At 60.6% G+C, this 7034-nt stretch carries 6 protein-coding genes; 1 reads left to right on the plus strand and 5 read right to left on the minus strand.

Translation table 11 applies throughout. From position 1 onward, the window contains the following. The 3 genes from K8I61_00140 to K8I61_00150 form a co-directional block, all read right to left on the minus strand. Positions 1 to 1023 (minus strand): acyl-CoA/acyl-ACP dehydrogenase (locus K8I61_00140; GenBank protein ID MBZ0270415.1); only part of this gene is annotated, 1023 nt, incomplete at its 3' end. Between the two features lie 13 nt (positions 1024 to 1036). Beyond that, entirely contained in the window at positions 1037 to 2107 is a 1071-nt protein-coding gene (locus K8I61_00145) for a hypothetical protein (protein MBZ0270416.1), read from the minus strand. A gap of 62 nt (positions 2108 to 2169) precedes the next feature. Further along, positions 2170 to 3774: a methylmalonyl-CoA mutase gene (locus tag K8I61_00150; GenBank protein MBZ0270417.1), complete on the minus strand. Its 1605-nt coding sequence runs from the start codon at positions 3772 to 3774 to the stop codon at positions 2170 to 2172. A gap of 287 nt (positions 3775 to 4061) precedes the next feature. Between K8I61_00150 and K8I61_00155 the strand changes: the two genes are divergently transcribed. Then, positions 4062 to 5189, plus strand: a complete 1128-nt coding sequence (locus K8I61_00155) for a DNA alkylation repair protein (protein ID MBZ0270418.1) — start codon at positions 4062 to 4064, stop codon at positions 5187 to 5189. A 50-nt stretch (positions 5190 to 5239) separates the two neighbouring features. Here K8I61_00155 and K8I61_00160 read toward each other — a convergent pair whose 3' ends face one another. Continuing rightward, positions 5240 to 6196 (minus strand): site-specific DNA-methyltransferase, encoded by a 957-nt coding sequence (locus K8I61_00160; GenBank protein ID MBZ0270419.1) that lies wholly within the window; start codon positions 6194 to 6196, stop codon positions 5240 to 5242. Then, positions 6180 to 6713 carry a hypothetical protein gene (locus K8I61_00165; GenBank protein MBZ0270420.1) on the minus strand — a complete coding sequence of 178 codons (534 nt, stop codon included), beginning with the start codon at positions 6711 to 6713 and terminating at the stop codon, positions 6180 to 6182. Before K8I61_00165 ends, K8I61_00160 begins: the two co-directional genes overlap by 17 nt. Positions 6714 to 7034 lie beyond the last annotated feature (321 nt).

Here is a 7034-nt window from a genome sequence, read left to right on the forward strand (position 1 = left end):
ATCCGGCAGCGTGCGCGCCAACAGCGTCATGAGATCCGCGCGCGACCCGTGCGTGATCCACGTTTTTTGTCCCTGGACGCGCCACGTGCCGGCGTCCGTCTTCGTCGCGCGCGTGGTGACGCCGGCGAGATCCGAGCCGAAATTCGGCTCGGTGAACACCGCCGTCGGCAGCACCTCACCCGCGGCGATCTTCGGCAGCCAGTGGTCTTTTTGCTCTTGGGTGCCGCCCGTGAGGATCAACTCCGCGGCGATCTCCGCGCGTGTGCCGAGCGAACCCACGCCGATGTAGCCGCGCGTCAGCTCTTCCGTGACGACGACCATGCCCATCTTGCCAAGCTCGGTGCCGCCGTATTGCTCCGGAATCGTGATGCCGAAAACGCCCTGCTCGGCAAGTTGCGCCACGATGTCGAGCGGAATCAGCGTGTCCTTGCGATGGACCTTTTCCGCGATCGGCGCGACGACGTTGTCGGAAAATTTCGCGAACTGCGCCTGTATATCGCGCAGCAATTCGTCGTCGATGCCGAAATCGCCGAAGGTGCCGCGTTCTTCCACGACTTCGGCGATCGCCGAAAGAAGATCGGACTCGCCGGCGCTCGAAAGAAAATCCCGCACCTCGTTTGTGTGCAGCGTGTCGCGCAGGACGTCCTCGGTGATGCCCATCTCCGCCGCCGCGATATTCTCCAGCCCCGAGATGTCGGAGCCGAGCGTCCATCGGCGCGCGCACTGGCCGATGTACGCTAGCGCGATGAGCTCCTCGAGGTCCGTCCGGCCGCCGGCGGACTTCCGGCGGCGGGCGTAGGAGAGAATCTCGCGCGCGGCCGCAAGCTCGCACGCGAGATACGCAAGGCCATGCAGCGCCGGCTGATGCGCGTTACCCTTTTCGGCGTCGAATTTGCCGTCCACTTCGACGAGCGTCTTGATGTACGTGCGCGCGGTGTCGAACACTTTTTGCATGGACGAGACGACATGCTCCGCGGCCGCGAGGTCCGGAGGCGAAACGGTCTTGTGCGATTTGTAGATCAAAGCGGCGCCCCTTCTACTTGATGAGAGCGAACTCCGTCATGATGTCGCGCTCCACCTGGCCGCGCTCCCACGCCTGTTTGAGCATCGAGCGGTTGATGCGGTCGGTCGCGCGATCGGCCATCTTCCCGTCGATCATGACCGCGCCCTTGCCCTCTTTTTCGGCCTGCAAGAATGCGCGCATCTCCTTGATCGCCTGTTGCAGGCGCTCGTCGGAAATCTTGAAGATGTCGATCGCGATGTCCGTCTGCGCGGGAATGCCGGTCCACTTGCCCTGGAAGCCGTATTGGAACGCGAGTTCCGCGTCGCGCCGGCATTCATCGAGCGCGGCCTGCTTTTGCTCCTCGGTTTTCTCGCGCGTGGGGTAATTCAGCGTCATCTCCGCAATGGCGGGGATGCCGACGCTCGCCGCCGCTTTCACGATCCGGCAACGCACGTCGTTCACCGCGGGGTGATCCGCGCTGTAGAGGTGCGGGGGGAAGCCGAGGCTGCCCCAGTAATCGAACGCGCCGAAGATGAGGCCCGTCAGGCGCGTGCTCGCCTTCGCGATTTCGAAGACGTGCTCCTCGGCGTTCACGCTTTCGATCAGCACCTGAAACGTCATCTTGCCGCCGGGCAGGCCCGCGGCGACCTCAAGTTCAGTCAGGGCTTGATCGATCGAACGCACTTCCTCCGCGCTTTCGATCTTGGGATAGATCAGGCCGTCGATAAACGCACCCCCGGCCGTCACGATGATCGCCATGTCCTCGAAATCCGGATCGAGCGCGAGCCCGCGCGGGCGGAAATAACGGATCTTGTTGCCCCAGTCGAGGTCGCGGTAACCGTTGACGATGTTCTCGCGGCCTTGCCGAAGCAGTTCGTCGTTGCCGCGAGGGATCGAATCCTCGAGATCGAGCATCACCAGGTTCGCCTTGCCCTTGGCCGCGCCCTCGATGTATTTCATGTTCGTCGCGGGCACCGTCAAATGCGCGTACTGCACGCGGTATTTCGGATCGAGCGCCACATGCGTGTCGTGGTGCGTCGCCAGAATGCGGCGATTGCGCTCACCGGCGCGCCGGGTGATCGCGGTATCGTATTCGAAAGCCATGGCCAGCTCCTTGAAAGAGTCGTTGGAATGGAAATGGAAAGCGCGGGTTCGACGATCCCGCGTCAGATCTCGCTCATCACGTCGCCGTACGCGCCGAAAACCGTCTTCAGCACCCCGGCGATTTCCCCTGTTGTCGCATACAATTCCACGCACTCGAGAATCGGCGGCACCATGTTGACCGACGGATCCTTCGCCGCGTCGGCGAGCCGTGCCAGCGCCTTCTCGCACGCGGCGTTGTCGCGCCCCGCGCGAACGCGCACATTGCGTTTGATCTGTTCGGTGCGAACCGCCTCGGTGTCCACGTCGAACGGTTCGATCTTGTCGGCGCCCGGCCGCACGGTGTTTTCAAACGCATTTACGCCGACGATGACGCGCCGGCCTTCCTCGATCTCGCGCTGATACTGATACGCCGCGTCGCCGACCATCGCCTGCATCGTACCGGATTCGATGGCGATCACCGCGCCGCCGCTCGATTCGATCGAGCCCAGAATCTCGCCCGCCTTGTTCTCGAGATCGTCGGTCATCTTCTCGATGTACCAGGATCCGCCGAGCGGATCGGTCACGTCGGCGGCGCCCGTCTCGTGCGCGATCACCTGCTGCGTACGCAGGGCGATCTCCTGCGCGAACTCCGTCGGAAGCGCATGCGCCTCGTCGAAGCAGGAGAGGGCAAGCGACTGCACGCCGCCGAGCACCGCGGCGAGCGCCTGATACGCCGCGCGCACGATGTTCACCTCCGGCTGCTGCCGCGTGAGCGTGCTGCCGCCGGTCTGGGAGTGCGTTCGGAGCATCAGGGATCGCTCGTTCACCGCGCCGTATTTGTCCTTGAGCAGGCGCGCCCACATGCGGCGCAGCGCGCGGTATTTGGCGATCTCTTCGAAGAAATTGTTGTGCGTGTTGAAGATCCAGGAGACGCGCGGCGCGAATTCGTCGATCGTCAGCCCGCGTTCGAGCACCGCGTCGATGTAAGCGATTGCAAAAGACATCGCGAACGCCATCTCCTGCGCGGCGCTGCAACCCGCGTCACGCACGTGGTAGCCGGAGACCGAAACGGCGTTGAACTTCGGTGTCGTCCTGGCGGCGAACGCGATGAGGTCGGCCGCCAGCCGCAGGCCGTCCTTGGGCGGATAAATGTAGGTTCCGCGCGCGACGTACTCTTTCAGGATGTCGTTTTGCGTCGTGCCGGTGAGGGCATCGTCCGCGACGCCCTGTTTGCGGCCGACAGCCAGATACATTGCGTAGAGAATCGGCGCGGTGGCGTTGATCGTCATCGACGTGCTGATCTCGCCGAGCGGAATGCCGTCAAAAAGCGCCTCGAAATCCGCGAGCGATCCGATGTGCACGCCCACCTTGCCGACCTCGCCGGCCACGACGTCGTCCTCCGCGGAATAACCCATCTGCGTGGGGAGGTCGAACGCGGTGGAAAGGCCCGTCTGGCCCTGCGCCAACAGGTACTTGAACCGTGCGTTCGTCTCGTCAGCCGCGCCGTAGCCGGCGTACTGCCGCATGGTCCAAAGCCGCGTCCGGTAGCCGCTCGCGAATAGCCCGCGCGTGAACGGATAAGCGCCCGGATCGCCGATGCCCGCGTAGTCCGTTCCGTCCGGGCGGTAGAACGGTTCGAGCGGGATCCCGGAGCTGTTCGTGGCGGCGGGCGCCTCTTTTTTGGCCATATCGAATTCCGAAGGAGGACGCGTGGATTGGTCAAAAAACGCCGAATCGGCGCGTAAAACGCCCGGCGCGAGCGCTATCCTAGCAGATGCAGGCGAATTTTTGGACGCGCCGCAGCATGAGCCGGGAGACTTTAGGCAGCGCGCGGGGGGCGGTCAAGCAAGATTTCGGCGACGTTGCCGCTCCATTCGCTTGTGCAGGCAGGGGCGGCCAGCGTACATGAATGGCGCGATGTCGCCCGACGCCCTTGTCGAGTCCATGGAGTAAGCCGGCGAGGATACCTGCCCCGATGGCCGAGCAACTAAAAACCTTCTTCTCGCGCGCGCTCGTCCGCCGTCTTGCCGACGACCTGGCGCGCGTGCATGCGGCGTTTCCCGCGCGTGCGTTCGTGAAACAGGCCAGCGCCGGACTTGACGAACGGGAACTGCTCGATCGCGGCCGACACATCGCAAGGGCGCTCGCCGATCATCTTCCGCCGGATTACGAAGACGCGGTCGATATCCTCCTGCGTTCGCTTGGCCCGGAACACGCCTCGGACGAATTGGTAGGCGCGGGGATGGCACCGTTTTTCTATCTGCCGCACACGATCTTCGTCGCCGAACGCGGGCTCGACCACTTTGACCTTTCGATGCGCGCGCAATACGAGCTGACCAAACGATTTTCGGCCGAGTCGTCCATCCGCGGGTTCATCGCGCGTTATCCGGAAAAGACCTTCGCGCGCCTAACCGAATGGAGCCGCGACACCAATCCACACGTACGACGCCTCGTCTCCGAGGGGACGCGCCTGCGTTTGCCGTGGGCGGCGCGCGTGAAATGGCTGGACGAAAATCCCGATCGCGTCGTCGAACTTCTCGAACGGTTGAAAGACGATCCGACACCGCTCGTGCGCCGGAGCGTCGCGAACAACCTGAACGACATCGGCAAGGTGCACCCAAATCTGCTCATCCGCACCTGTTCCGAGTGGCTTGTCGATGCGACGCCCGCGCGCCGGGCGCTCGTCGAACATGCCTTGCGTTCCGCGATCAAGCGCGGCAACAAGGATGCGCTGGGGCTCCTGGGCTTTGGTCGGGCGCCGTCGGTCGATATCGACAACGTAAAATTCGATCCTCCGCGAATCCCGGTCGGCGGGCGCGTGACGGTGTCGTTCGCCATCCGTAACCGCTCGCGTTCGACGCAGAGCCTTCTTGTCGATCTTGCGGTGTATTTCGTAAAAGCGAATGGCAAACCATCGCGAAAGGTCTTTAAACTCAAGCGGATCGAGCTTGCGCCCGGCGAGCGCGCCGAATTGCGTCGCGCGATCTCCCTGGCCGTTCACACGACGCGAAAACCGTACCCGGGCACGCACACCGTTGACGTACTCGTCAACGGCCGCGCGATACCGATCGGGGCGTTCGAAGTGTTGCCTGATCGTCGTTGACGAGCAAACAAATCGAACCGGGAATTTCGTGTACGGGTCGACGCAGGTTTTTAACGTTTCTTTTCGGCGGCGACCTTGCGGTCAAAGGGGAGGAGTGCCTGTCCTTTAGCGCTCGTGTCTTCGCCAGGCGTGGAGACGAAGCGAAGCCGGCTTTCTTCCGCATAATGGCGGCGAATTTCCACGGCTAACCAGTTCCGCTGCAATGTTTCCGCGACATAACCCGTCGTATTGCTACCGGCAAACGGGTCTAGAATCATGTCGCCCGGCTCTGTTAGAAATTCGATGAAAAATCTCGGCAATTCCGCGGGAAACCGCGCCGGATGAATTTTCGTACCGACCGACTTACTGTTTTTAATATAGGAGCTATTGGATTCGTTGTTTCCACATTGAATCATATTCGAAGGTATCGAGCCGCCGCGGTCACTTGCAAATGAACCATTAATCATATGGCCGCTAGGACGAACTGTGCGCTTCACGCCTCGTTTGATCAGGCGTTTCATGTCATCGCTATAAGGTTGGAGAACCTTTCGATTGTCAGCTTTTGCCATTGGGTCCTTAACGAGCCAAAAAATATATTCGACACTATCTTTCACGCGGAGGCGGCGTACGTTTACCCATTCGGCAGGTGCGGGCATTTTCGCTGGATTATACCAGAAAAACTCCTGCGCCAATTGAAATCCGACTTCGTCAATGAGTCCAAGTAGTAATCGATAGTGATAAAGGCTGCGAACGGGCGCTCCCTGACTCCACGCGCCACCCAAATTCAGGACGAAGGAACCCGACGGCTTAATAATTCGCTTAATTTCACTCGCAAACGGGAGGAACCACTCGGCATACTCGCGCTGATCAACGTTTCCATACTCTTTCTTAAAATGGAGCGCGTAAGGTGGACTTGTCACGACGAGGTCGACGGAATTATCTTGTATTTGTTTCATGAAATCGAGGCTGTCGGCACAGTACAACGCACCGCATTTCGTGGCGTAAACAGGTTCAATTTGAAAACGCATCAATCACGTCCTGAAATCTTGAAAACCATCGGGGTTGTGTATTTTCTTCATCGGGAATCTTGTGCATTACTTGAATTTTATTGGGATGACCGGGGTGTGCAGGCAGACCGCGAACCAAAGAATAACGAAATTGACTCCAATCGCCGGTCGAACGTCCAATGCAGACGGCGACAACGTCGAAGTGGCTGCGATCATAGTACCGGCTGCCGGGATCAGCTTTCGCGGCCCGCGTTTTCTGAAGTTCGACTTGCTTTTTTGCACCGCTTCGGATCGTTTTTACTTCAACGCGGATTAATTTCCCGGCGAGAGAAACTACCGAAAAATCGTGCATGTCATCAATGTCATGGCTTTCAAAACTGGTTAGCCAACCTTCTCGCGCGGCAACGCGCAGTTTCCTTTCAAAATGAACTTCCGCGACCGCACCTTCGAGGGCCACTTTCAGTCGAAATCTCCGGTCAATGGCGTCGAGCAATTCCTGGGCGGTCAGGCCGTATTTCAGTTCAAGCGGATGCGGCATTTCGTCAATTCATTTCCCGGTTCCATCGAGCATTGTCAACGCGCTCGCTTTGAAGTCAAGCAACGACAAGGATCACCCCGGCGTTGACCAACCTCCGATCGTTCGTCGATACTCGCGCCGTTTTTCGCGCGGCGCCGCGAGATTTTCCCATGCGACGCTTTCGCGGCGGCATTCGGGTCGGGGTTTATTTCTCTATGGCAAACGATCGACCGGACCTGGCGGACCTGCGTATCGAGCGGCGGGAATCGCGCGGCGGGGTTGGGCGCGTTGTCGTCGTCGCGGTTGTCGTCGCCGCCATCGCGGCGGGAGCGTGGTATGTCC

It is taken from the genome of bacterium, assembly GCA_019912885.1.
In the GTDB taxonomy this organism is placed as follows: Bacteria; Lernaellota; Lernaellaia; order JACKCT01; family JACKCT01; genus JAIOHV01.

Bases quoted from the DNA above. Each gene is read 5' to 3' on its own strand.
- K8I61_00145 (MBZ0270416.1), bottom strand. From the start codon at position 2,107: ATGGCTTTCGAATACGATACCGCGATCACCCGGCGCGCCGGTGAGCGC.
- K8I61_00155 (MBZ0270418.1), top strand. From the start codon at position 4,062: ATGGCCGAGCAACTAAAAACCTTCTTCTCGCGCGCGCTCGTCCGCCGT.
- K8I61_00165 (MBZ0270420.1), bottom strand. From the start codon at position 6,713: ATGCCGCATCCGCTTGAACTGAAATACGGCCTGACCGCCCAGGAATTG.
- K8I61_00160 (MBZ0270419.1), bottom strand. From the start codon at position 6,196: ATGCGTTTTCAAATTGAACCTGTTTACGCCACGAAATGCGGTGCGTTG.
- K8I61_00150 (MBZ0270417.1), bottom strand. From the start codon at position 3,774: ATGGCCAAAAAAGAGGCGCCCGCCGCCACGAACAGCTCCGGGATCCCG.